At 59.9% G+C, this 790-nt stretch carries 1 protein-coding gene; it reads left to right on the top strand.

From position 1 onward, the window contains the following. Positions 1-776, top strand: a 776-nt coding sequence (locus CKW40_RS44300) for a hypothetical protein (protein ID WP_198421200.1), incomplete at its 5' end; no start/stop codon positions are given. Positions 777-790: the final 14 nt, after the last annotated feature.

Here is a 790-nt window from a genome sequence, read left to right as displayed (position 1 = left end):
AGCGTGTCGTCATAAGCCGGAGGTGGGACAAGCTGGTCCCGTTCGAAGCATCCACCAAGGCAAAAATCGCGGAGGACCTAAAGCAGGAAATCCGCGGCCTCCTCAAAGGCGGCATGTCGTGGGGCCATACCCTGCAAGAAGCCGAGAAGTTCCTGGTCGACGCGACTCGGGCCTGGGGCTTTCGTCCCGGCGATCCTAGCGTGCTGGAGCGCGCTTGTTCTATCCCAACCGACCTTGTCTCAGTGGAACTCCACTTCCGAAACGTCCACCGGTTTAAACGCGACCATAAGGCTTATGATGATCGCCGGCCGCGCATCCGGCGCACCGTCGCCTGCATGCAGCCGATGGAGCTGGTGGTCGACGATGTTCATCCTGTCGACATTCACCTCACTCGTCCTGACGGCATTGTCGCCACTGCTAAGCTGATCGGTTTCTTAGACTGGGCGACGCAGCGCCTCTGGATAGGGCTGATCTTTTTCGAAAAGCGCGGCGGCGTGCAAAACCGCGACGTGATCGAAGTCTTCGCGGCCATGATCGAAGCGTGGGGCATGCCGCAATCGCTCTATGTCGACAACGGCAAAGAATTCGGCTTCGCCGCCTTTCTGGACGATGCCATGCAGCTTACCGTGCCGGGCTTCCGGGCCCGTCCCGATCAACCCACGGCATCAATGCTTTGCCCTACAACGCCTCCGCAAAGCCGATTGAGCGTTTATTCGGCGACCTGGAGACGCGCTATTTCAGCACGGCGCGTGGCCACATCGGCGGCAACCGAATGAGCAAGAAGCAGGAG

It is taken from the genome of Mesorhizobium carmichaelinearum (assembly GCF_900199455.1).
GTDB lineage: Bacteria > Pseudomonadota > Alphaproteobacteria > Rhizobiales > Rhizobiaceae > Mesorhizobium > Mesorhizobium carmichaelinearum.
This window is presented reverse-complemented; position numbering and strand designations above follow the sequence as displayed.